Raw genomic sequence first — 21,923 nt, forward strand, 5'->3', positions numbered from 1 at the left:
CCGGTCCGTCTAGGCAACGGACCGGCTCAAGACGGGTTTCCCCTGCGGCCTGACGTGGCACGCCTGATCCGGCACCGGCCGGCGATGATAAGAAGGCAAATTGGGGATATCGGACAAGATGGCGACGAAGAACTGGGGCGAGCTGAAAGAAAACCTGCGGACGAGCGTCAGCGAGTACAACTACACCAACTGGATCGCACCGCTGGAGCTGCTGTCCCTGCGTGAAGGTGTCGCCACTGTCGCTGCCCCCTCGGGCTACGCGGGCACCTATGTCCAGCGTCACTTCGAAGACGACATCCTGCGCGCCCTGACCGTGCTCGACCCGGCCGTGCGCCGCATCGATTTCACCGTCGTGCCGCGCTCCGCCAATTCCGCCAGCGCGCCCAGCACCGCCGCCGCCCCCACGGCTGCCCCCACCGCCCATACCGCCGCGCCCCAGCCCACCCCGCGTCCCGAAGCCGCCGCCCCCCGCGATGCCGGCCTCTCGATGCAGGACCGCATGCTGCAGCCCGCGCCGCTCGACCCGCATTACACCTTCGACAGCTTCGTCGTCGGCAAGCCGAACGAACTGGCCCATGCCGCTGCCCGCCGCGTCGCCTCCGGCGGCGAGGTGGAGTTCAACCCGCTCTTCCTCTACGGCGGCGTGGGCCTGGGCAAGACCCACCTCATGCACGCCATCGCGCATGAGCTGAAGGCCTCCCAGCCGCACCTCAATGTCGTCTACCTCTCGGCGGAGCAGTTCATGTACCGCTTCGTCCAGGCGCTGCGCGAAAAGAAGATGATGGACTTCAAGTCCCTCTTCCGCACCGTCGACGTGCTGATGGTCGATGACGTGCAGTTCATCGCGGGCAAGGATTCGACCCAGGAAGAATTCTTCCACACCTTCAACGCGCTGGTGGATCACAACAAGCAGATCATCATCTCGGGCGATTGCGCCCCCAACGAGATCAAGAACCTGCCGGCCCGCCTGTCCTCGCGCCTGTCTTCGGGCCTGGTCGTCGACCTGCACCCGACCGACTACGAACTGCGCCTGGGCATCCTGCAGTCCAAGGTCGCGACCTTCCGGATGAAGCACCCCGACCTGGCCGTGGCCGACGGCGTGCTGGAATTCCTGGCGCACCGTATTTCGACCAACGTGCGTGTCCTCGAAGGCGCGCTGACCCGGCTCTTCGCCTTCGCCTCCCTCGTGGGGCGCGAAATCACGCTGGAACTGACCCAGGATTGCCTCTCGGACGTGCTGCGCGCCTCGGAACGCAAGATCACCATCGAAGAAATCCAGCGCCGCGTTGCCGAACATTACAACATCCGCCTTTCGGACATGATCGGCCCGAAGCGCGTGCGCAGCTTCGCCCGCCCGCGCCAGATCGCAATGTATCTCTGCAAGAAGCTCACCTCGCGCAGCTTGCCGGAAATCGGCCGCCGCTTCGGCGGGCGCGACCACACCACCGTCATGCACGGGGTGAAACGGATCGAGGAACTGATGCAGCAGGACGCCCAGATCGCCGACGACCTGGAACTGCTGCGCCGCGCGCTCGAAGCCTGATCTGTCAGGGCGACCTGTAGGGCGAGGCCCCGGGAGTGGTGGATGAAATCCACCGTTCCCGGACCCGCTCGCCCCCCGTAGGGTGGATGCCAATCCACCAATCCGAGACCAACCCCGCACCACCCCACGCCCCGCGCGATCACGCGCTGCGCACCTCACACGGCAGCATCCCGTGGTACAGGCCCTCGATTTCCGCGGCACCGGTCCGGATGTCCGCCATCCGCCGCAGCGATTGCGCCGCCGCCTCTGCCGCCCCCGGCTCGTAGGCGCGCAGGGCCGCGATCAACCCGCGCAGGGTCATCGGCGCGCGAAACACCCCGGGGGCGAAATTCCCCTCCCGGAAATGCGGCAGATCCGCCGGCGTGACGAATCCCCCGATGCCCGCCGGCCCGGCCAGAACAAGGCCGATCCCCGCCGCCAGGCACTCCATCGCACAGCGCCCCGATGCGATGGCGATGTCATGGCCGCGCGCATGCTCCGGCAGGTTCTCCACCCGCTTCAGGTAGCGCGGCCCGACCAGTGACAGCCGCATCCCCAGCCGTCCCGCCGCCAGCACCCCGTAGCCCAGCAGGTTCCGGTCGCGCTTCTGCTGCCCGACCAGCAGCAGGCGCCGCGGCACCTTCGGCAGCGGGTCCTGGCGCGGGGTGAAGCGGCCCAGGTCGACGTAGTTGCCCAGAACCCGATCGGCCGGCCGCCCCGTCAGGCGCAGGATCTTGCGGTTCATCGTCGGGGTCACGCCGCAGACCAGCCGGATCTCCGGCACCGGCACGGCGAAGTCATCGGGCACCCTGCGATGCCACTGCAGCAGCATCGGCACGCCGGGGAACCGCGCAGCCAGCGGCGCGGCCAGTGCCAGGTCGTTCAGATGCACCACGTCGGGCCGGGTCAGCGCCCCGGGCTCGCAGACCTCCAGCCCCTCGTTGCGGCGCAGCTCGCAGGCCAGCGGCCCCAGAAGCGGGGCGGTCAGGGTCACCCGGTGCCCCCGCGCCCGAAGCGCGACCGCCAGGTCGCGCGCGGCCATTTCCGTGCCCGTCCGCTTCGACAGGCGCTCATTCGCGATCAGGACATGCATTCTCGGAATCCGGACTTGGCCGGCTCCGCTCCCGACCTCGAAAGTTCATGCCGCAGCTTGTCGCAGACCCTCCCGCAGCTGTCCCCCGAAAATCGCCCCGCCGCCGGAAATTCCATCCCCTGGGGAAGGGTGGCAACACAGACCCGGCCCCGCGCCCCACCCCCAATTGTCACACCAACGCCCACCCCCGGCGCACGCCCCGTTAACCCGGCCATTTCGCCCATGCTGCACCGCCGCAATACCGACGGAATACCGACGTGATACCGACGTTGCGATTTCGGGCCGAAAGCCCTGTTAACCAAGGCGCCGCCCGCGTGATTCGCCGCACTGCAGTACCGACGTTGGAAACGATGGGGTAAGGTGCGGTTAACCCCGCCCCGCGCCGGGGCCGATGGGCCAGCCCCGGTGGCATCCGCCATCCGTCCGGTTGCGTCATGGGCACGGGCCCCGGCATTCCGCCGTCAGCCTGCTTGACCTCCCCCTCCGGAGGCCCGAAAACGAGAAAAACCGTTGTACTGCCTGCGGAAACAGGTAGCTTAACGATCCCGGGCCACCCGGGAACCAGCACGAGGGAAAATGGCCATGAAATTCAGCATCGAACGTGCCGCGCTTCTCAAGGCCGTCGCCCAGGCGCAGTCGGTCGTGGAACGCCGCAACACCATCCCGATCCTGGCCAACGTGCTGATCGAGGCAGAAGGCAACGACGTCCAGTTCCGCGCCACCGACCTGGATATCGAGGTCGTGGACAAGGCGGCAGCCGTTGTCGAACGCGCAGGCGCAACCACCGTCTCCGCCGTAACTCTCCATGAAATCGTGAGAAAATTGCCAGACGGCGCCATGGTCACCCTCTCGGATGACGGGGCTGCGGGGCGCCTGACGGTGCAGGCCGGCCGGTCGAATTTCAACCTGGCGACCCTGCCGAAGGAAGATTTCCCGGTCATGGCGACCTCGGAATACGCCTCCAACTTCTCGGCCCCGGCGCCGGTGCTGCGGCGGCTGTTCGACAAGTCGAAGTTCGCGATCTCGACCGAGGAAACCCGCTACTACCTGAACGGCGTCTACATGCACGTGGCCGAAAGCGAAGAGGGCCGGGTGCTGCGCTGCGTCGCCACCGACGGCCACCGCCTGGCCCGCATCGACGCGACCCTCCCCGAAGGCGCCGAGGAGATGCCCGGCGTGATCGTCCCCCGCAAGACCGTGGGTGAACTGCGCAAGCTGCTGGACGATGACGAGATGCAGATCGCGGTGTCGGTCAGCGAAACCAAGGTGCGTTTCGCCACCCCGCAGATCACCCTGACGTCGAAGGTCATCGACGGCACCTTCCCCGATTATTCGCGCGTGATTCCAATGGGTAACACCCGCCGCCTGGAAGTCGACGCGGCAGAGTTCGCCAAGGCCGTCGACCGGGTCGCCACCGTCTCCTCCGAACGCTCCCGCGCGGTGAAGCTGGCGCTGGACGAGGACCGGCTGGTGCTGTCGGTCAACGCCCCCGACAGCGGCGCGGCGGAAGAGGAACTGGCCGTGGCCTATGCCGACGAGCGGCTGGAGATCGGCTTCAACGCCAAGTACCTGCTGGAAATCGCATCCCAGGTGGATCGTGAAAACGCGGTCTTCATGTTCAACTCCTCCGGCGACCCGACCCTGATGCGCGAAGGCAATGACACCTCCGCCGTCTATGTCGTCATGCCGATGCGGGTGTAAGACGACGAGCGGCGAAGGGGTCGCGCCGCTGGCGCGACGGCCTTCGGCGAGAGTATTTTCAGCCAACGAATAGGGGGGTTTGGCCCATGGGGCGGCTGTGTCTGACCCGGCTGGACCTGTCGCATTTCCGCTCCTGGCGGCGCGGATCGCTCAGCGTCGACGGCCGGCCCGTGGCGATCTGGGGTCCCAACGGCGCGGGCAAGACCAACATCCTCGAAGCGGTCTCGATGTTTTCGCCCGGGCGTGGGTTGCGCCGTGCGGCGGCAGAGGAGATGGTGCGCCGGCCAGAGGCGATCGGCTGGAAATTGTCCGGCATTCTCCGCAGCTTGCACCAGGTGCACGAGATCGGGATGCAGGTGGAGCCAGGCCAGGGCCGCACCCTCAGGATCGACGACAAGGCGGCGGCGCAACTGGCGCTTGGCCGCATCGCCCGGGTGCTCTGGCTGGTGCCCTCCATGGACCGGCTGTGGATCGAAGGGGCCGAGGGACGCCGCCGTTTCCTCGACCGCATGGTGCTCAGCTTCTTTCCGACCCACGCCGATGCCAGCCTCGCCTACGAGAAGGCCATGCGGGAACGCAACCGCCTGCTGAAGGACATGGTGCGCGACGCCCACTGGTACAGTGCGCTGGAACGCCAGATGGCCGAGGCGGGGGAGGAGATCAGCTCCAACAGGCTGAAAGCACTGCAACTTATTGCCGAGGCGACGGAGGAGGCAGAGACCGCCTTTCCCGCGCCCCAGCTGTCGCTGACCCATCCCGAAGGGGAAATGGCCCTGAACGCCCCGGACCTGCTCGCAGGCTTTGCCGAAGGGCGCGCGCGGGACATGGCCGCCGGGCGCACCCTTCTGGGCCCTCACCGGGTCGATATGGAGGCTTTCTGGGCCACCAAGGGCATCCGCGCCGCCGATGCCTCCACCGGGGAGCAGAAGGCCCTGCTGGTCAGCCTGATCCTGGCCAATGCGCGCGGGTTGTCGCGGGATTTCGGCGCGCCGCCGATCCTGCTGCTGGATGAGGTCGCGGCCCATCTGGACGCCGGCCGCCGCGCCGCGCTTTATGATGAGATCTGCGCCCTGGGCGCGCAGGCCTGGATGACCGGCACCGGGCCGGAACTGTTTGCCGATCTGGGGGATCGCGCGCAGTATCTGGAGGTAACGGAGGAGGCCGGCGAGAGCCGTGCCGAGGAAAGGACAGCCCCATGACCGACAGCCCCGCACTGCCCGCCACCTTGCCCGCCGCCCGGGTCAGCCTGATCACCCTGGGCGTCGAAGAGCTTGATCGCGCACGTCAATTCTACGAGGCGCTCGGCTGGGTCCCGGCACAGGTGGCGCCCTCGATCGTATTCTTCCAGCTCGACGGCATGGCGCTTGGCCTCTTTGGCAAGGCCGCCCTTGCCGCGGATCAGGGCCGCCCCGATACGCCCCTTGGCACCGGCGCCATGACCCTGGCACAGAACTTCAACGACCGCGCCTCGGTCGATGCCGCCTATGCGCTTGCCCTGGCCTCCGGCGCGACGGCCCTGAAGGCCCCGGAAGAGGTCTTCTGGGGCGGCTACTCCGGCTACTACGCCGATCCGGACGGCCATGTCTGGGAAGTGGCCCACAACCCGTTTGCCACCCTGGATGCCGCAGGCCGGTTCGCCCTGGGCGGCACGGACTGAGGGCCGGCGCAGAGCCGCATCCCGCGCCGCTAGCCGCCGTCCGGAACAGCCACTTTGACAGGCGCCCTTCGTGCTGCCCGGATGGCCTTTCAGCGCCCCGTTCCGCGCCCCGCGGGCAGAGCGGAAAACGGCCCGGAAAGTTATGTCATCGACGTGACATTCTTCCGGCCGGAAGGTATAAAATCGGCAGCAGAAAGAGGACCATAGCCGCATGTCGGACACGCCTGAGCAACAACCCAGCTATGATGCAGGATCCATCAAGGTTCTCAAGGGCTTGGATGCCGTCCGGAAACGCCCGGGCATGTATATCGGCGACACCGATGACGGGTCCGGCCTGCACCACATGATCTACGAGGCCGTGGACAACGGCATCGACGAGGCGCTTGGCGGTTATGCCGACTTCGTGAAGGTGGTGATCCACGCGGACAACTCGGTCTCCGTGCGCGACAACGGGCGCGGCATTCCGGTGTCGATCCACCCCGAGGAAGGCGTTTCCGCGGCCGAGGTCATCATGACCCAGCTGCACGCCGGCGGTAAGTTCGACCAGAACTCCTACAAGGTGTCCGGCGGTCTGCACGGTGTGGGCATCTCGGTCGTGAACGCGCTGTCGGACTGGCTGGAACTGCGCATCTGGCGCGACGGCAAGGAGCATTACGTCCGCTTCGAACATTCCGAGACGGTCGAACCGCTGAAGGTCGTGGGCGATGCCAATGGCGAGAAGGGCACCGAGGTGCGCTTCCTGTCGTCCACGCAGACCTTCTCCAACCTGGAATACAGCTACGCCACCCTGGAAAAGCGCCTGCGCGAACTGGCCTTCCTGAACTCCGGCGTGCGCATCGTGCTGGAAGACCACCGCCCGGCGGAAGCCCTGAAGACGGAGCTTTACTACGAAGGCGGCGTGAAGGAATTCGTCAAGTACCTCGACCGGTCCAAGCAGGCGATGATGACCGACCCGGTCTTCATCACCGGCGAAAAGGACGGCATCGGGGTCGAGGTCGCGATGTGGTGGAACGACAGTTACCATGAAACGGTCCTGCCCTTCACCAACAACATCCCCCAGCGGGACGGCGGCACGCACCTTGCGGGCTTCCGTGGTGCGCTGACCCGGACCCTGACCAAATACGCGCAGGAAAGCGGCATCGCCAAGCGCGAGAAGATAAACTTCACCGGCGACGATGCCCGCGAGGGCCTGACCTGCGTCCTGTCGGTGAAGGTGCCCGATCCGAAATTCTCCAGCCAGACCAAGGACAAGCTTGTTTCGTCCGAGGTGCGCCCCGTGGTCGAAACCCTGGTGGGTGAAAAGCTGTCGGAGTGGTTCGAGGAAAACCCCAACGAAGCCAAGATGATCGTCGGCAAGATCGTCGAGGCCGCCATGGCCCGCGAAGCGGCGCGCAAGGCGCGCGAACTGACCCGGCGCAAGACGGCGATGGACGTGAACTTCCTGGCCGGCAAGCTGAAGGACTGTTCCTCCAAGGTGCCCGCCGAAAGCGAAGTCTTCCTGGTCGAGGGTGACTCCGCCGGCGGTTCGGCCCAGACGGGCCGAGACCGGCGCACCCAGGCCGTCCTGCCCCTGCGCGGCAAGATCCTGAACGTGGAACGCGCGCGGTTCGACCGGATGCTGTCCAGCCAGGAAATCGGCAACCTGGTGATGGCGCTCGGCACCGGCATCGGGCGGGACGAGTTCAACATCGAGAAGTTGCGCTACCACAAGATCGTCATCATGACCGATGCCGACGTCGACGGCGCGCACATCCGGACCCTGCTGCTGACCTTCTTCTACCGGCAGATGCCGGAGCTGATCGAAGGCGGCTACCTCTATATCGCGCAGCCCCCGCTCTACAAGGCGACGCGCGGCAAGTCCGAGGTCTACCTGAAGGACCAGGCGGCAATGGACGACTACCTGGTCGAACAGGGCACCGACGGCACCCGGCTGAAGCTGGGCGGCGGATCCGAACTGGCCGGTGAGGACCTGAAGCGCGTGGTCACCGAAGCGCGGCAGCTCAAGCGCGTGCTTGATGCCTTCCCGACCCATTACCCGCGCCACATCCTGGAACAGGCGGCGATCGCCGGGGCCTTCGTGCCCGGCGCCGTGGATGCCGACCTGCAGGGCGTCGCCGACAAGGTCGCGGCACGGCTCGACCTGATCGCGCTGGAATACGAAAAGGGCTGGCAGGGTCGCATCACCCAGGATCACGGCATCCGCCTGTCCCGCATCCTGCGCGGCGTCGAAGAGCTGCGCACGCTGGACGGCCCGATGCTGCGCTCGGGCGAGGCGCGCAAGACCGGCTCCTTCACCAAGTCCCTGCAAGAGGTCTACAACGTGCCCGCCACGCTGGTCCGCAAGGACCGCAGCCAGGTCATCTACGGCCCGCTGGAACTGCTGCACGCGATCCTCTCCGAAGGGGAAAAGGGCCTGTCGATCCAGCGCTACAAGGGCCTGGGGGAGATGAACCCCGACCAGCTGTGGGAAACCACGCTGGACCCGGATGCCCGCACCCTGCTGCAGGTCCGGATCGAGGATATGGCAGAGGCCGACGACATCTTCACCAAGCTGATGGGCGACGTCGTCGAACCGCGCCGCGAGTTCATCCAGCAGAACGCGCTGAGCGTGGAAAACCTCGACTTCTGATCGGGTTGTCATTGCATTGAAAGGGCCGCGCCTTCCCCGGGCGCGGCCCTTTTCCGTTTCGCCCCGCCGCTGTCGCAGGAATTTTACATTCGCGTCACGGGGGTGAGATCATCCGCGCCTACTCCGGAAACATCCGAATGAATTGGGTGAGGCGGGATGAGCGGCAACTGGGAAATCGCGAGGAACTGGATCGTCGACAGCATCGCGTCGAAGGCGCTGACCCAGGGCGACAGGCTGCCGACGGAACAGGAGCTTCTGCGCCAGATCGGCGTCGGGCGGCATTCGCTGCGCCGGGCCGTCGCCTCGCTCGCGGCCGAGGGCGTGCTCTCGGTCGAACAGGGGCGCGGGACCTTCGTGCGCGACCAGCCCCGGATCAACTACCGTATTGGCCGCCGCACCCGCTTTCGTGAAAACCTGCTGAGCCAGGGCGTGAAACCGGGAGGGGAGACGATCTCCGCCGACGTGATCCCGGCAGAGGCCGACGTGGCCGATCACCTGTCGCTGCCCGCTGGCACGCCCGTGCACCGCATCCTTGGCCGGTCCCGCGCCGATGACCATCCGCTTGGCCTGAACCGCAGCTTCCACCCCGCCGACCGCTTCCCCGGCCTCGGGCGGCAGCGTGAAAGCCGCCGCTCGGTGACGGAAATCTACGCCGAATACGGCGTGACCGATTACCGGCGCCGCACCACCTCCATCTACGCCCGCCAGCCGGAGAAGTGGGAGGCGAAGCTGCTGGAACAGCCCGCCGACCAGCCCGTCATCGTCATGTGCAAGCTCGACGAAGACCTCTCCGGCACCCCCATCGGTTGGTCCGAGGCGGTCTATGCCGCCGGCCGCATACGTTTCACCCTCGATTTCCCGGATTGAGCCATGTTCGACACCGACGGCGCCCTGCCGCCCTCCGACATCCTGACCACCCTGGCCCGGGCCGATGCGGCACGGCTGAAGGCCCTGGCCGAAGACATCCTGCCCCTGCTGGGCGATCCGCAGGTCCTGAAAAGCGGCACCGGGCTAGTCATGCTGCCCCTGCGCGACACGGTGCAGGGCGTGGCCTTCCACCTGGGCGAGGTCCTGGTGGCAGAGGCCCACATCCGCCTGCCCGACGGGTCGGAAGGCTACGGCATGATTACCGGCCACGACATCGAACGCGCCATGGCCATGGCGCTCCTCGACGGCGCGCTGACCGCCGGCATCGCGGCGGACCGCGTCCGTGCCTTCGTCATGGCAGAGGCCGCAACCCAGCAGGCCGAGGATGAGGCAACCCTGCGCCGGATCGAGGCCACCCGCGTCGACATGGAGACTTTCTGATGCCCACAACTCCCCTGCATGCCACGCCCCTGCCCGACACCGAAGAGGTCCGCGACAACGCCAGTTTCGAGGCGATCCTCGGCGCGCTGTCCCGCCCCGGCACCCTGCACCCCCTGCCCGAACCCGGGCTGCTGCCCGTGGCGCTTGCCCTGCTGGACCGCGAATGCCGCTTTGCCGCCGATGATCCGGCGCTTGCCGCCCGGCTCGCCATGACGGGCGCGCAGCCCGCGCCGCTGGCGCAGGCCGATCATGCCTTCCTCGACCTCTCCGACGCCCCCGACCGCCTGACCGAGCTGCCCGCCGGGTCGCAGCTCTACCCCGACGAGGGCGCCACGGTGATCGCCACAGCCCGCCTCGGCGAGGGGCCGGAGCTGGAGCTGACCGGCCCCGGCATCCGCGACACCACCCGCATCCGGCTGGGCGGCATCGGCCCCGGTCTCTGGGCCGCGCGAGCACGGCTTTGCCGTTACCCGGAAGGGATAGAGATGATCTTCGTCGACGGTGCGCGCCTGCTGGCCATCCCGCGATCCACCACCGTGAGGGAGCTCTGACATGGCCTATGTGGCAACCCGGGGCGGCGAACGCGCCATCGAACAGTCCGAACGGCTCTACCGTGCGCAGATGGGCCGCATCGAGGCCGCCCGCGTGGCGGAGATCGAACGCGCCCTGCCCGCGCTGATCGACCGGCTGATGGGGGAGGCCTCCCTTTACGCCCCCGACCTTGCCGCGCTGGCGCTGGCCCAGGCGGGGGGCGATCATTACGAAGCGCTGCTGCTCTTGCGGGCCTGGCGCACGACCCAGCCGCGCCTGCAGGTGGCAGAGGTCGTGGCCCCGGACGAAGGCTTTACCCACCGCCGCATCTCCGCCGCGTTCAAGGACATTCCCGGCGGCCAGATCCTTGGCCCGACGCTGGACTACGCGCACCGGCTGCTGGCGACCGAGGTGCTGGAGGGCCGGCCCTTCGACCCTGCCCCGGTCACCCCGGCGGCCCGGCCCGCCCCCGCCCGCCATCCGTCGCTTGCCGCATGGCAGCAGGCGCAGGGGCTGGCCGACAAGCCCAAGGCGGAGGAGACGCCCCCCGACGACATCCCCGACCTCACCCGCGAACCGCTGCTCTTCCCCGCCAGGCGCGCCCACACCCTGCAAAGCCTCGCCCGTGCGGATACCGGGGGCACGCTGGCGCTCGGCTACTCCGCCATGCGCGGTTACGGCAATGCCCACCCCACGGTGAACGAACTGCGCCTGTCTGAGGTGGAGCTGACGGTGCGCCACCCCAATGGCACCCCCTTCTCCGCCGGTCGGGTGAAGACCTCCCAGGCGGAGGTCGTGACGACGAAGGGCAAGGGTAAGCTGCGGCTGGGCTTTGCCGCCACGCTGGGCTGGAACGAGGTCAAATGCATCTCGGCCGCCACGCTGGACCTGAACGCGCCGGGGGCCGAAAAGGGCTCCCCCGTCGAGGAGGAGTTCTTCCTCTACCACACCGAGCCGGTCGAAAGCTCCGGCTTCTGCATCCACTTCAAGCTGCCCCATTACGTCACCTTCCAGTCCTCGCTCGACACCCTGCGGGCGGCGAAGGCGACCCGGACGGAAAGGGAACCCGCATGAGCCTCGCTGCACTCTCCGGCCAGTGGAAGGCGTTTTCCTACGGCTTCCTCGACGGCTCCGCCAAGCGGGAGCTGCGGCGCAAGATGATCAAGGCCGTGGCGGTGCCCGGCTGCCAGATGCCCTATGCCTCCCGCGAGGTGCCGATCGCGCGCGGCTGGGGCACCGGCGGGCTGCAGGTGACGCTGACGCTGGTCAAGCCGTCCTCGGTGGTGAAGGTCATCGACCAGGGCGCCGATGACAGCGTCAACGCCGCCTCGATCCGGCGCTTCCTGTCGCGCGTCTCCGGCGCGGCGGAAACCTGGGACACCCAGGCGGCCACCCTGATCCAGTCGCGCCACCGCATCCCCGAGGAAAAGCTGCGCGCCGACCAGGTGCTGATCCTGCAGGTGCCCAACCCCGAACCCCTGCGGCCCGTCGAACCCAACATGTCCATCGCCCGGCAGATGCATGCGGATGCCGATTACGGGCGGATGTGGCTGGTGCTCTACGAACAGATGGTGCGCTCGGGCCGGGTCATGCTGGGCGCCTCCTATCCGTCGATGGTCAACGGGCGGCACGTCATGGCGCCCTCCCCCATTCCCCGCTGGGACGTGAAGAAACTGCACATGGCCGAACACCTGACGATCCTCTCGGCGGGGCGCGAAAAACGGCTCTACGCCGTGCCGCCCTTCACGCGGGTCGAACCGCTGGTCTTCGACGACGTGCCCTACCGGGTCGAGGATCACGCCCGGCTGACCTGCGCCCGCTCCGGCCTCACCGGGTTCTTCATGAACGAGATTCCGCAGGCGGACGGCACCTCCCTCCATGAGGTCTCCGACAGCAACCTCGGCATCAAGGCGATCGACGGCCAGCCCCTGGGCGAGACCTGGTATCGCGACGGAGACATGGCATGACCGCCCTTCCCAAGGAGGCGCCGCGCCTCGTCACCACCCGCCCGCTGATGGAGCTGACAGGGGTGAGCAAACGCTACGGCCCCGTGACGGCACTGGATCACGTCTCCGCCCGCGTCTACCCGGGCGAGGTTCTGGGCATCGTCGGCGAGAGCGGGTCGGGCAAATCCACCCTGCTGCGGATGATGAACCTGGAGGAGGAGCCGGACACGGGTACCTACCACCTCGACCTGCCGGACCTGCCCGCGAACCTCTTCGACCTGGACCGTTTCGACCGCCGCATGCTGCGCGCCCGGCGGATCGGCATCGTCTACCAGAACCCGCACCTGGGCCTGCTGATGAAGCACAGCTCCTCCGGCAATGTGGCCGAACGGCTGCTGATCGCGGGGGAACGCCGCTTTGCCGTGCTGCGCGACAAGGCGCAGCAGGCACTGGAGGCGTCGGAATTCCCGATCCCCCGCATGGATGCCCCCCCGGCGGAGCTGTCGGGCGGCATGCAGCAACGGGTCCAGCTGGCCAAGGCCATCGCGCTGGAACCCGCCGTGCTGCTGCTGGATGAACCGACGACGGGGCTCGACGTTTCGGTGCAGGCGCTGGTGCTGGATACGCTGAAGCAGCTGCAACAGGATCGTCGCATCACCATGGTACTGGTCAGCCACGACCTCGGCGTGATCCGCACCATGGCCGACCGGGTCATGGTCATGCGCCACGGCCGCGTGGTCGAGGAAGGGCTGGCCGACCAGGTCTTCCAGGATCCGCAGCACGCCTACACCCAGCAACTCGTCCACGCCAAGCTGTGAGGAAGCGATGACCGAAACACCCGTGATCCTGCGCGCCTGTGGCCTGTCCAAATCCTTCCGGATGCACCACCTGGGGACGGAGCTTGCCGCCTTCGAAGGCCTCGACTTCACCCTGCACGAGGGGGAGTTCCTGCTGCTGTCCGGTCCCAACGGCGTGGGCAAATCGACCCTGCTGCGCACGCTCTACCGCAGTTACCTGCCGGTGGCGGGGCAGCTGCTGTTCCATGGCCGCGACGGGGTGATCGACCTGGCGCGCGCCGCCGACATCGACGTGGCCCACCTGCGCCGCACCGAAATCGGCTTCGTCACGCAGTTCCTGACCGCCCGGCCCCGCGTCGCGGCGGAGGAGATCGTGGCCGAACCCCTGCGCCTGGCCGGCACCCCCCGGGCGGAGGCGCTGGACCAGGCCCGGCACTGGCTTTCGGCCTTCGGGGTGAAACCCGACCTCTGGCGCGCCTATCCCACGACCTTTTCGGGCGGCGAACAACAGAAGGTGAACCTGGCCCGCGCGCTGATCCTGCCGCAGCGCCTGCTGCTGCTGGACGAACCCACGGCCTCGCTGGACCGGGGCGCGCGGGCGGCCCTGGTGGACCGGCTGGCCGAGCTGAAGCAGCAGGGCGTCGCCATGATCGGCGTCTTCCACCACCCGGGCGACGTGGCCGCGCTGATCGACCGGGAAATCCCCCTCTCCCCCAAGACCCCGATACAGGAGCTTGCCGATGTGGCTGAGTGACTTCCGCGTCGTCCTTCCCGAAACCGTCCTGCCCCAGGGTTCCGTCCGGATCGAGGGCAGCCGCATCGCCGAGGTGGTGGACCACCCCGTCGCCAATGCGCGGATCGACGGGCGCGGCCTGCTTCTGATGCCCGGTTTCATCGACATGCACGGCGACATGATCGAGCGGGAGGTGGAACCGCGCCCCAACGTGAAGATGCCGATGGAACTGGGCCTGCGCGATCTGGACCGGCGGCTGAAGGTGGCCGGCGTGACGACCGGCTTCGCCGCCGTTTCCTTCACCCCGAAATCCGTCCACGGCCATATGCGCAGCTATGAACATTCCTCCGAAATGCTGCGGTCGCTGAAGCAGATGCGCGGGATGCTGAAGGTCGATCACCGCGTCCACGCCCGGTTCGAAGTGAACTTTCCCAATGCCCTGGCGGTGATAGAGGAACTGATCGCGGAAGGGACCGTCGATCTGGTCTCCCTGATGGACCACACCCCCGGGCAGGGACAGTACCGCGACCTGGAAAAGATCCGCGCGAACGCCATGCGCGCCGGGGCCACGGCGGCGGAAGCGGATGAAAACATCCAGCGTCGGATCGACATGCGCCTGGCCGCCCAGGGCGACGTGGGGGCGACCCTCGCTGCCATCTCCGCCACCTGCGCCGAACATGACATCGCGCTTGCCTCCCACGATGACGACACCGCGGAGAAGGTCGCGCTCATGCAGTCTCTCGGCGCGGGAATCTCCGAGTTTCCGGTCACGCTGGAGGCGGCGCAGGCGGCAAAGGACCGCGGCTTGCTGACCGCCATGGGCGCCCCGAATGCCCTGCGCGGTGAAAGCTATTCCGGCAATCTTTCGGCCCGCGACGCCTGGCAGGCCGGGGTGCTCGACATCCTGGCGGCCGATTACCACCCCTCCGCCATCCTGCCCGCCATCCTGGTCCTGGCCCGCAGTGCCGGGCGCGACCTGGCGCAGGCCACCCGGCTGGCGACGCTGAACCCGGCACGTGCCCTGCACCTGACCGATCGTGGCGCGATCGAAACGGGCAAACGTGCGGACCTTGTCATCGCCGATGACGAGGGCGTCGGCCACGTGCGTGTCACCTATTCCGGGGGCTGTCCGGTCTTCTCCGACGGCTCCCTCACCCCGCGCGACATCTCCCTCGCGGCGCAATAAGGAACCTTCCCATGACCCTCCCCGTGATCGGCGCCGCCCTTGGCGTCTCCGAACTGGCCACCTTCCGCGACTGGCTGTTCGAAAAGGACCGCGACCTGGAAATCCAGAGCTTTTCCAAGCCCGAACTGCTGGTCTCCGGCGACTGGCAGCCGCTGGTGGACGAGGCGAAGAAGCAACTCGACGGTTTCGGCGGGCGCTACGGCATCCACGGGCCCTTCTGGGGCCTGAACTTCGCCAACCCCGATCCGGAGATCCGCGCGGTGGTCCGCAAACGCATGACCCAGGGGATGGAGATCTGCGAGGCGCTCGGCGCGAGCCACATGGTCATCCACTCGCCCTTCACCACCTGGGATCACCACAACCTTGCGACCTATCCCGGCGCCATCGACATGGTCACCGGCTGGATCCACGAATGCCTGGATGAAACCGTCGCCCGGGCGGAAAACGCCGGTGTCACCCTGGTGCTGGAAAACATCGAGGATATCGACCCGGAGGCCCGCAAGACCCTGGTGAAGACCTTCGACAGCGACGCGCTGAAGCTCTCCATCGACACCGGCCATGCCCATTACGCCCATGGGTCCACCGGCGCGCAGCCGGTCGATTTCTTCATCCGCTCGGCGGGGGAGATGCTGGGCCATGTCCACCTGCAGGATGCCTGCGGCTACGCCGACCGCCACTGGGCCCTAGGCGAGGGCACGATCCGCTGGCACGAGGTCTTCCGCGCCCTGGCGGAGATCGACGCCACGCCGCGCCTGATCCTGGAACTGCGCAACAAGGCGGGCATCCTGCCTTCCATGGCCTGGCTGGAACGGGAGGGGCTGGGCCAGTAACGCCCAGGCAGGGCCGGCAACCCCTACCTGCGCTGGCACCATTTCACCGTCGTCTCCCACTCCAGGGGGATGGCGGTTTCTTCGGCGTCGGCGCCTGCACCTGCGGCGGCGTGCACATGGGCCGCGCAGATCGCGTTCAGCTCCGCCATGACCGGGCCAAGACCGATGCGGCGCACCAGGGTCCAGACCACCGCGCGGGTCAGGTAGAGGTCGACAACCTGCCGCGCACTGCGTCCTTCGGTCCAGCGATAGGTTCGCGACCGTGCCGTCTTGAACCCCGGCAGGCCCGACAGTTCGCGCACCGTCGGCTCCCTGCTGGCCGTGGTGGCGGGGAAATCGCCGATATCGCGGGATGCCTCGCTGACGTATCCGTCCAGCGCATCCAGCAGGGGCGACGGAACCCTGCGATTGCGCACCACCGCCAGAAGGCCGCCCGGCGCCAGGACGCGGCGCGCCTCGGTGAAGAAGGCCGCGCCGTCGAACCAGTGGAAGGCGGAGCAGGCCACGATCAGCCCGGCGGACCCATCGGGTAGCGGCAGGGTTTCCGCCAGCCCGTCGGCCACCTGTACCCGGGGCTCCCCGCTGAAACTGCGGGCCAGGACCCGGCGCATGTCGCGCCCCGGTTCGACCGCCGTGATCAGCCAGTCACCCGGCAACGCCGCGCGCAGGGGCCGGGTCGAATTGCCGGGCCCCGCGCCGACGTCCACCGCCAGGACCCTGTCACTGCCACAGGCCGGAAGAAGATCGCGGAACGCCTCGACCGGGTAATCCGGGCGATGCAGGGCGTAGGTCTCTGCCAGCCCTTCGAAGCGTTCGACGTTCTCGGGCATCATGGGGCGTCGAAATCTCCGCTTCGGAAGGCCGTACGGCCCGCGCGCATTGTCATGACGACCCGGGGCGCCGCGCCCTCCGGCCAGTCGAGCAGCACCAGGTCGGCACGCTGACCCGGGGCGATCTCCCCCCGGTCGGGCAGGTTCGACGCCCGCGCCGGGTTGGTCGAGATCAGCTTCCACAGCTCGTGCAGCGGGCGCAGGCCATCCGCGTGCATCCGCGCCACCGCCCCCAGCATCGCAGGATAGTAGTAGTCCGAGGCAAGGATATCGCAGAGCCCCGCCGCCACCATCTCCGCCGCTGAAGGCGATCCGATGTGGCTGCCACCGCGCAGCACATTGGGCGCCCCGAAGATGATCCAGTCGCCCGCCGCCCGCGCGGCCTCTGCCACGGTCAGGTTCATCGGGAATTCGCTGACGCGGGAGCCATGGGCGCGGTAGAAGTCCCGCGTTTCCACCTGCGTGTCGTCATGCGACAGCATCGACGCCCCGGCCGCCCGCGCCGCTTCCGCCACCCGGGCGATCTGCCCGGGCACCTGCGGGCGCAGGTCCCATGTCCGGCGCATCAGCGCCACGAACTCCGCCACCGGCACATCGGCCCGGGCCGCGCGCTTTTCCATCTTCTTCGCGAAGGCCGCGCTTGCCATGTCCGTCACCGGGTAGTCCGGCACATGATCGAAAGGCCGCGCCTGCAGCGGCACCGAAGGATCCAGCAGCCCCATCGTCGTATGGTCGTTGAAGGCGACCGAGGGCGTCAGCGGCCCGGCCAGCATCTCCTCGATCAGGGGAATCGCCTCGAAACAGAAGGTCTCCCACCGCAGCTGCACCCGGTTTTCCACCGACAGGCGCGGCGCCAGCGCAGCCAGCCGCGCCGTGATGTCCCGCCCATGGGCCACGGACCGCAACCCGGGCTCCCAGCTCAGCGTCAGGGCATGAAAGGCCGTCGCGATACCGTTGCCGGCAAGTTGCCGGTCGGTTTCCAGCAGGGCCGTATCGACAGGGAAGAACACCCCCGGGCGCGGCATCAGCTGCCGTTCGAAGGCATCGCCATGGATATCGACCAGCGCCGGAGCCAGGATCAGGCCCCGCGCGTCGATGACCGCCGCGCCGTCGCGCGCCATGTCCAGGCCCCGGATCTCCCCGCCCTCGACCTGCACCGAAACCTCTTCGGTTCCGTCCGGAAGGAGGACCTTTGCCCCGTCGATCTGGAATTTCTGCATGCTGCGCCTCCTCACCACCGCCTGCGCATCGCGCCGCGGGGCCAAGTGATCCGAATGAATACCTATGCGCTGCACGTAACGGGAAGGCGTCCGATTTGTGAATGGATCTTGACGACCGCGCAGCGGAAACATCCGGACCAATTCCCGCCCCCTGCGACAGGACCCACCGCGAGGACTCGCCTCAACTCCATGAAATTAAAAGATTTCCCAAGACGCCATTCACAAATTTGACTCAACGGTTGGGCGCAATATTCATCCGAATGAAATTCTGGGGTCACGATCCTGCCCGACGGTCCCGCCCATGGAAAACGCATCCCTGACCCTCACTTCCGTCACGCGCCGCTTCGGGGAAACCCGGGCGGTGGACAACGTGACCCTGACAGTCGAGCCCGGCCAGTTCGTCGGCGTCATCGGCCGCTCAGGCGCAGGCAAGTCGACGCTGCTGCGCCTGATCAACCGCCTGATCGATCCCAGCGAGGGGCAGATCACCTTCGGAGACCGCCAGATCACCGCCATGAAGGGCCGCGAGCTGCGCGCCTGGCGGCGCGACTGCGCGATGATCTTCCAGCAGTTCAACCTGGTCGAACGGCTGGACGTTCTGACCAACGTCCTGGTGGGCCAACTGGCGGGCCACGGCTTCCTCAACTCGATGACCATGCGCTTTTCGGATGCCGAACGCGCCATGGCGATCGAGGCGCTGGACAGGCTGGACATGGCCCCCAAGGCGCTGCAGCGCGCGGGCACCCTCTCGGGCGGCCAGCAGCAGCGCGTCGCCATCGCCCGCGCCCTGGTGCAGAACCCGCGCATCATGCTGGCGGATGAACCCATCGCCTCGCTCGACCCCGGCAATGCCACCCGCGTGATGGAGGCCCTGCGCAGCATCAACCGCGAAGACGGGCTGACCGTGCTGGTCAACCTGCACACCCTCGACACCGCCCGCGCCTATTGCGACCGCATCATCGCCATGCGCGAAGGCCGCGTCTTCTTCGACGGCACCGCCGCCCAGCTGACCGATGATGTCGTGCGCGACATCTACGGCTCCGACGGGCTGGAGGAGTTCAACGAGGCCGTCACCTCCACCTCGATTTCCACCGGTCACGCCGCCCGCATTCCGGCCTGACCCCGCTTGCAGACAATCCCAGGGAGAGACCCCATGAAACTGCTCAGCACCGCTGCCCTCGTGGCACTGATCGCCGCCCCCGCCATGGCCGAGGGCTGGAAGGACGACTACCAGGTCGTGAAATTCGGCATCCTCTCGGGCGAGAACGAGAAGGACCGGCTGATGCGCAACGAACCGCTGCGCGCCTACCTCGAAGCCACCCTCGGCGTGAAGGTGGAGATGTTCACCGCCGGCAACTACGACGGCGTGGTGCAGGCCATGGCCGCAAACCAGATCGAGGCGGCCTCCTTCGGCTCCTCCTCCTATGCGGCGGTCTACACCCTGACCGACGGCGGCGTGCGCCCCACGCTGACCTCCATCAAGAAGGACGGCAACACCGGCTACCGCTCCATCGTGGTGACCCGCTGCGACAGCGGCATCAAGAGCCTGGAAGACGCCAAGGGCAAGATCCACGCCTTCGCCGACCCTGACAGCACCTCCGGCTATGCCGTGCCCTACTTCAACATGAAGGAAAAGCTGGGCATCGACCCCGCCACCTACTTCAAGGCGACCCCCTTCGGCGGCAGCCACGAAGCGGATGTGACCGGCGTGGTCAACGGCACCTTCGACACCGCCTCCACCTACCAGAACAACGACGAGGACGGCGTCTACCAGCGGATGGAAGCCAAGGGCATGATCGAGCCCGGCGTGATCTGCAAGATCTGGGAATCCCCGGAAATCACCACCGGCCCCTGGACCTTCCGCACCAACCTGCCCGAGCAGATGATCGAGGACATCACCTCTGCCATCGAAAGCTTCCCCCAGGCAGATCCCGAAGGCTACGCCACCTATTCCTCCTTCGACCCCGAGGATCCCAACCCCTCCGTCGGCTACACCCGCGTCGATCATGAGCGTTACCAGTGGATCGTCGATATGCGCGAATGGCTGAAGCGCGAGCGTCGCGGTTCCTGATCGCCTGACCTTCGGGCGGGTCCCTGCGGACCCGCCCCTTTCCGTTCCGGAGCCTCCCATGACCCTGATTGCAGAGTTCACCGACAGCCCACCCCTGTCCGGCCCTTCCGCCATTGCCGCCTTCGAACGCGACTTCTCTGTCCGGCGGCGGCGCGCGCGGGTGAACTGGGCCCTGGGCACCGTTCTCTTCATGGCGGTCTTCCTGCTGACGGCCTGGATGGGGGATTTCTTCAAGGTCACGCAGGTCACGCTGCGCGACGGGTCGCGGGAATGGGCCTGGATCATCCCCGCCGGGCTGCCCCGGCTGGGCGAATTCATCGTCAAGACCTTCCCCGACCTGCACCGGGCCACCCTGGGCGCCGACCTGGCCGAATGGTTCTGGCGCTGGCAGACCTGGCTGCGGCTGCTGCTGGAAACCGTGCTGATCGCCTTCATGGCCACCGTCTTCGGCGTCATCGGCGGCTTCCTGATCTCCTTCCCGGCCTCGCGCAACCTGGCGCCCAACCGCACTGTCCTGTGGATCGCCCGCCGCTACCTGGAAATCGCCCGCACCGTGCCGGAACTGGTCTGGGCGCTGATCTTCGTCTTCTGCTTCTCCGTCGGCCCCATGGCCGGGGTGCTGGCGGTCGGCCTGCACGCCTGCGGCTCCCTCGGCAAGCTCTACTCGGAAGTGAACGAAAACATCGACATGCGCCCGCTGGAGGGCGTGAAGGCCGCCGGCGGCAGCTGGTTCGACCAGATCCGCTATGCCGTCGTGCCGCAGGTCCTGCCCAACATCATCAGTTACACCCTGCTCCGGTTCGAGATCAACGTGCGCTCCTCGTCGATCATCGGCTACGTCGGCGCGGGCGGGCTGGGGCAGGAGATCCGCACCGCCATGTCCTTCCAGGAATACACCGACCTCTCGGCGCTCTTCCTGATCATCCTCGTCACCGTCGTCGTGATCGACTTCGGGTCCGAGAAACTCCGCCATCGCATCATCGGCCTGGGAGAGCGCGACGCATGACCCCCGAACAGATCGCAGCCGCCCGCGCCGCCTACCCCACGGCCTTCCGCGCGCCCCTCGGGATCCGCCTGCGCCGCGCCGCCCTCTGGGCCGCCTTCGCCGCGCTCTTCCTCTACTGCCTCATCGCCTTCGACTTCTCCCCCGCCCGAATCTGGACCGGGATCGAACGGTTTGGCGACGTGCTGGGCTTCATGTTCCCGCCCTACATCTGGAAAAGCTGGGCCGAGTTCCTGCCGATCCTCGAAGGGCTCGGCGAAACCCTGTCCATGGCCTTCCTCGGCACGCTGATCGGCGCCGTCTTCGCCTTCCCGCTCTCCTTCCTCGGCGCCAAGAACATCAACCGCTTCTGGCCCCTGCGCCTGGGCATCCGGCGCGGCTACGACGTGATCCGCGCCTTCGAAACCCTGATCCTCGCCCTGATCTTCATCCGCGCCTTCGGCCTGGGCCCCCTCGCCGGGATCCTCGCCATCGGCGTCAGCGAGGTCGGCACCTTCGCCAAGCTCTTCTCGGAAGCGATCGAGAACACCTCCGAAAAGCCGGTCGAGGGGATCCGCGCCTCCGGCGGCGCCCGCCTGCAGCAGATCCGCTTTGCCGTGATGCCGCAGGTCATGCCGGTGATCTGGTCGATCCTGCTCTACAACTTCGAATCCAACGTCCGCTCGGGCACCATCCTGGGCATCGTCGGCGCGGGCGGCATCGGCTTCCTGTTGTCGGACCGCATCGCGGCCTACAAGTGGGACGAGGCCTGGTCGATCATCTTCCTGATCATCGCCATGGTCTACGTGATCGACTGGATCTCAGGCATCATCCGTGCCCGCATCATCGGCACCCCCGAAGGCGCCGCCCGCTGACCCCGAAAGGCC

The 21,923-nt window shown here is 67.4% G+C and carries 21 protein-coding genes; 18 read left to right on the forward strand and 3 right to left on the reverse strand.

Annotated elements, in window-relative coordinates; translation table 11 throughout:
• Positions 1–118: 118 nt before the first annotated feature.
• A complete protein-coding gene (gene dnaA / locus AC2IR1_RS00005) occupies positions 119–1,543 on the forward strand; it encodes a chromosomal replication initiator protein DnaA (protein ID WP_486474230.1) in 1,425 nt (474 codons plus the stop codon).
• A 139-nt stretch (positions 1,544–1,682) separates the two neighbouring features.
• Here the strand turns inward: dnaA and AC2IR1_RS00010 are convergent, their stop codons facing one another.
• Positions 1,683–2,615, reverse strand: a complete 933-nt coding sequence (locus AC2IR1_RS00010) for a glycosyltransferase (RefSeq protein WP_486474231.1) — start codon at positions 2,613–2,615, stop codon at positions 1,683–1,685.
• 582 nt (positions 2,616–3,197) lie between these two features.
• Here AC2IR1_RS00010 and dnaN point away from each other — a divergent pair.
• The 13 genes from dnaN (at position 3,198) to AC2IR1_RS00075 (ending at position 15,933) form a co-directional block, all read left to right on the forward strand.
• Positions 3,198–4,316, forward strand: a complete 1,119-nt coding sequence (gene dnaN / locus AC2IR1_RS00015; RefSeq protein ID WP_486474232.1) for a DNA polymerase III subunit beta — start codon at positions 3,198–3,200, stop codon at positions 4,314–4,316.
• An 86-nt stretch (positions 4,317–4,402) separates the two neighbouring features.
• Positions 4,403–5,515: a DNA replication/repair protein RecF gene (gene recF / locus AC2IR1_RS00020; RefSeq protein ID WP_486474233.1), complete on the forward strand. Its 1,113-nt coding sequence runs from the start codon at positions 4,403–4,405 to the stop codon at positions 5,513–5,515.
• Entirely contained in the window at positions 5,512–5,973 is a 462-nt protein-coding gene (locus AC2IR1_RS00025) for a VOC family protein (RefSeq protein WP_486474234.1), read from the forward strand. The genes recF and AC2IR1_RS00025 overlap by 4 nt, the downstream gene beginning before the upstream one ends.
• A gap of 211 nt (positions 5,974–6,184) precedes the next feature.
• Positions 6,185–8,602: a DNA topoisomerase (ATP-hydrolyzing) subunit B gene (gyrB, locus tag AC2IR1_RS00030; protein ID WP_486474235.1), complete on the forward strand. Its 2,418-nt coding sequence runs from the start codon at positions 6,185–6,187 to the stop codon at positions 8,600–8,602.
• Positions 8,603–8,758: 156 nt separating this feature from the next.
• On the forward strand, positions 8,759–9,469 hold the full coding sequence (gene phnF / locus AC2IR1_RS00035; protein WP_486474236.1) for a phosphonate metabolism transcriptional regulator PhnF: 711 nt from the start codon (positions 8,759–8,761) through the stop codon (positions 9,467–9,469).
• A gap of 3 nt (positions 9,470–9,472) precedes the next feature.
• A complete protein-coding gene (phnG, locus tag AC2IR1_RS00040; RefSeq protein ID WP_486474237.1) occupies positions 9,473–9,910 on the forward strand; it encodes a phosphonate C-P lyase system protein PhnG in 438 nt (145 codons plus the stop codon).
• Positions 9,910–10,461 (forward strand): phosphonate C-P lyase system protein PhnH, encoded by a 552-nt coding sequence (gene phnH / locus AC2IR1_RS00045; protein WP_486474238.1) that lies wholly within the window; start codon positions 9,910–9,912, stop codon positions 10,459–10,461. Before phnG ends, phnH begins: the two co-directional genes overlap by 1 nt.
• Before the next feature lies 1 nt (position 10,462).
• Entirely contained in the window at positions 10,463–11,515 is a 1,053-nt protein-coding gene (locus AC2IR1_RS00050) for a carbon-phosphorus lyase complex subunit PhnI (protein ID WP_486474239.1), read from the forward strand.
• Positions 11,512–12,408 (forward strand): alpha-D-ribose 1-methylphosphonate 5-phosphate C-P-lyase PhnJ, encoded by an 897-nt coding sequence (locus tag AC2IR1_RS00055; RefSeq protein WP_486474240.1) that lies wholly within the window; start codon positions 11,512–11,514, stop codon positions 12,406–12,408. Before AC2IR1_RS00050 ends, AC2IR1_RS00055 begins: the two co-directional genes overlap by 4 nt.
• Entirely contained in the window at positions 12,405–13,205 is an 801-nt protein-coding gene (locus AC2IR1_RS00060) for an ATP-binding cassette domain-containing protein (protein ID WP_486474241.1), read from the forward strand. Before AC2IR1_RS00055 ends, AC2IR1_RS00060 begins: the two co-directional genes overlap by 4 nt.
• Positions 13,206–13,212: 7 nt before the next feature.
• Positions 13,213–13,938 carry a phosphonate C-P lyase system protein PhnL gene (locus tag AC2IR1_RS00065; protein WP_486474242.1) on the forward strand — a complete coding sequence of 242 codons (726 nt, stop codon included), beginning with the start codon at positions 13,213–13,215 and terminating at the stop codon, positions 13,936–13,938.
• Positions 13,925–15,103 (forward strand): alpha-D-ribose 1-methylphosphonate 5-triphosphate diphosphatase, encoded by a 1,179-nt coding sequence (locus tag AC2IR1_RS00070; protein ID WP_486474243.1) that lies wholly within the window; start codon positions 13,925–13,927, stop codon positions 15,101–15,103. Before AC2IR1_RS00065 ends, AC2IR1_RS00070 begins: the two co-directional genes overlap by 14 nt.
• Before the next feature lie 11 nt (positions 15,104–15,114).
• A complete protein-coding gene (locus AC2IR1_RS00075) occupies positions 15,115–15,933 on the forward strand; it encodes a sugar phosphate isomerase/epimerase family protein (RefSeq protein WP_486474244.1) in 819 nt (272 codons plus the stop codon).
• A 23-nt stretch (positions 15,934–15,956) separates the two neighbouring features.
• Here the strand turns inward: AC2IR1_RS00075 and AC2IR1_RS00080 are convergent, their stop codons facing one another.
• Together AC2IR1_RS00080 and AC2IR1_RS00085 are read right to left on the reverse strand one after the other, a co-directional pair.
• Positions 15,957–16,766, reverse strand: a complete 810-nt coding sequence (locus AC2IR1_RS00080) for a class I SAM-dependent methyltransferase (RefSeq protein WP_486474245.1) — start codon at positions 16,764–16,766, stop codon at positions 15,957–15,959.
• Positions 16,763–17,983 (reverse strand): alpha-D-ribose 1-methylphosphonate 5-triphosphate diphosphatase, encoded by a 1,221-nt coding sequence (locus AC2IR1_RS00085; RefSeq protein WP_486474246.1) that lies wholly within the window; start codon positions 17,981–17,983, stop codon positions 16,763–16,765. Before AC2IR1_RS00085 ends, AC2IR1_RS00080 begins: the two co-directional genes overlap by 4 nt.
• Before the next feature lie 301 nt (positions 17,984–18,284).
• Here AC2IR1_RS00085 and phnC point away from each other — a divergent pair, with 301 nt between their 5' ends.
• The 4 genes from phnC to phnE (AC2IR1_RS00105) are packed head-to-tail and all read left to right on the forward strand — an operon-like array spanning position 18,285 to position 21,911.
• On the forward strand, positions 18,285–19,103 hold the full coding sequence (gene phnC / locus AC2IR1_RS00090) for a phosphonate ABC transporter ATP-binding protein (protein ID WP_486474247.1): 819 nt from the start codon (positions 18,285–18,287) through the stop codon (positions 19,101–19,103).
• A gap of 33 nt (positions 19,104–19,136) precedes the next feature.
• Positions 19,137–20,054: a phosphonate ABC transporter substrate-binding protein gene (gene phnD / locus AC2IR1_RS00095; protein WP_486474248.1), complete on the forward strand. Its 918-nt coding sequence runs from the start codon at positions 19,137–19,139 to the stop codon at positions 20,052–20,054.
• 58 nt (positions 20,055–20,112) lie between these two features.
• Positions 20,113–21,060 carry a phosphonate ABC transporter, permease protein PhnE gene (phnE, locus tag AC2IR1_RS00100; protein ID WP_486474249.1) on the forward strand — a complete coding sequence of 316 codons (948 nt, stop codon included), beginning with the start codon at positions 20,113–20,115 and terminating at the stop codon, positions 21,058–21,060.
• Positions 21,057–21,911, forward strand: a complete 855-nt coding sequence (phnE, locus tag AC2IR1_RS00105; RefSeq protein WP_486474250.1) for a phosphonate ABC transporter, permease protein PhnE — start codon at positions 21,057–21,059, stop codon at positions 21,909–21,911. Before phnE (AC2IR1_RS00100) ends, phnE (AC2IR1_RS00105) begins: the two co-directional genes overlap by 4 nt.
• Positions 21,912–21,923: the final 12 nt, after the last annotated feature.

It is taken from the genome of Pseudooceanicola sp. NS-SX8, from assembly GCF_057380755.1.

Bases quoted from the DNA above. Each gene is read 5' to 3' on its own strand.
- dnaA (WP_486474230.1), top strand. From the start codon at position 119: ATGGCGACGAAGAACTGGGGCGAGCTGAAAGAAAACCTGCGGACGAGC.
- AC2IR1_RS00010 (WP_486474231.1), bottom strand. From the start codon at position 2,615: ATGCATGTCCTGATCGCGAATGAGCGCCTGTCGAAGCGGACGGGCACG.
- dnaN (WP_486474232.1), top strand. From the start codon at position 3,198: ATGAAATTCAGCATCGAACGTGCCGCGCTTCTCAAGGCCGTCGCCCAG.
- recF (WP_486474233.1), top strand. From the start codon at position 4,403: ATGGGGCGGCTGTGTCTGACCCGGCTGGACCTGTCGCATTTCCGCTCC.
- AC2IR1_RS00025 (WP_486474234.1), top strand. From the start codon at position 5,512: ATGACCGACAGCCCCGCACTGCCCGCCACCTTGCCCGCCGCCCGGGTC.
- gyrB (WP_486474235.1), top strand. From the start codon at position 6,185: ATGTCGGACACGCCTGAGCAACAACCCAGCTATGATGCAGGATCCATC.
- phnF (WP_486474236.1), top strand. From the start codon at position 8,759: ATGAGCGGCAACTGGGAAATCGCGAGGAACTGGATCGTCGACAGCATC.
- phnG (WP_486474237.1), top strand. From the start codon at position 9,473: ATGTTCGACACCGACGGCGCCCTGCCGCCCTCCGACATCCTGACCACC.
- phnH (WP_486474238.1), top strand. From the start codon at position 9,910: ATGCCCACAACTCCCCTGCATGCCACGCCCCTGCCCGACACCGAAGAG.
- AC2IR1_RS00050 (WP_486474239.1), top strand. From the start codon at position 10,463: ATGGCCTATGTGGCAACCCGGGGCGGCGAACGCGCCATCGAACAGTCC.
- AC2IR1_RS00055 (WP_486474240.1), top strand. From the start codon at position 11,512: ATGAGCCTCGCTGCACTCTCCGGCCAGTGGAAGGCGTTTTCCTACGGC.
- AC2IR1_RS00060 (WP_486474241.1), top strand. From the start codon at position 12,405: ATGACCGCCCTTCCCAAGGAGGCGCCGCGCCTCGTCACCACCCGCCCG.
- AC2IR1_RS00065 (WP_486474242.1), top strand. From the start codon at position 13,213: ATGACCGAAACACCCGTGATCCTGCGCGCCTGTGGCCTGTCCAAATCC.
- AC2IR1_RS00070 (WP_486474243.1), top strand. From the start codon at position 13,925: ATGTGGCTGAGTGACTTCCGCGTCGTCCTTCCCGAAACCGTCCTGCCC.
- AC2IR1_RS00075 (WP_486474244.1), top strand. From the start codon at position 15,115: ATGACCCTCCCCGTGATCGGCGCCGCCCTTGGCGTCTCCGAACTGGCC.
- AC2IR1_RS00080 (WP_486474245.1), bottom strand. From the start codon at position 16,766: ATGATGCCCGAGAACGTCGAACGCTTCGAAGGGCTGGCAGAGACCTAC.
- AC2IR1_RS00085 (WP_486474246.1), bottom strand. From the start codon at position 17,983: ATGCAGAAATTCCAGATCGACGGGGCAAAGGTCCTCCTTCCGGACGGA.
- phnC (WP_486474247.1), top strand. From the start codon at position 18,285: ATGGAAAACGCATCCCTGACCCTCACTTCCGTCACGCGCCGCTTCGGG.
- phnD (WP_486474248.1), top strand. From the start codon at position 19,137: ATGAAACTGCTCAGCACCGCTGCCCTCGTGGCACTGATCGCCGCCCCC.
- phnE (WP_486474249.1), top strand. From the start codon at position 20,113: ATGACCCTGATTGCAGAGTTCACCGACAGCCCACCCCTGTCCGGCCCT.
- phnE (WP_486474250.1), top strand. From the start codon at position 21,057: ATGACCCCCGAACAGATCGCAGCCGCCCGCGCCGCCTACCCCACGGCC.